This is a genomic window from Halomonas sp. SIMBA_159 (genome assembly GCF_046536035.1).
GTDB lineage: Bacteria > Pseudomonadota > Gammaproteobacteria > Pseudomonadales > Halomonadaceae > Vreelandella > Vreelandella venusta_A.
The window spans coordinates 1-279 of sequence record NZ_JAWJBT010000371.1; the positions used below are offsets into that span (position 1 = coordinate 1).

The window sequence follows — 279 nt, forward strand, 5'->3', positions numbered from 1 at the left end:
GTTTCAAGATTGTGGAATGTCCTAACTGAAGTTTGTAGTGCTATAGATAAGCTATCCTGATAATCATTGCCTAACTCAGCAACGCTTATGTCTGATCCGTCTTCTTCTCGCATTCGTATTCGTGGTGCCAGACAACACAATCTCAACAATATTGATTTAGAATTACCGCGCGATCATCTGATTGTATTTACTGGTGTTTCCGGATCGGGTAAGTCATCACTAGCATTTGACACGATCTTTGCAGAAGGACAACGACGCTACGTGGAATCGTTAAGTGCC

General features: G+C 42.3%; 1 pseudogene. It reads left to right on the top strand.

From position 1 onward, the window contains the following. Positions 1–87: 87 nt before the first annotated feature. A pseudogene (locus tag R0J87_RS19665) lies at positions 88–279 on the top strand (hypothetical protein); the annotation flags it as partial.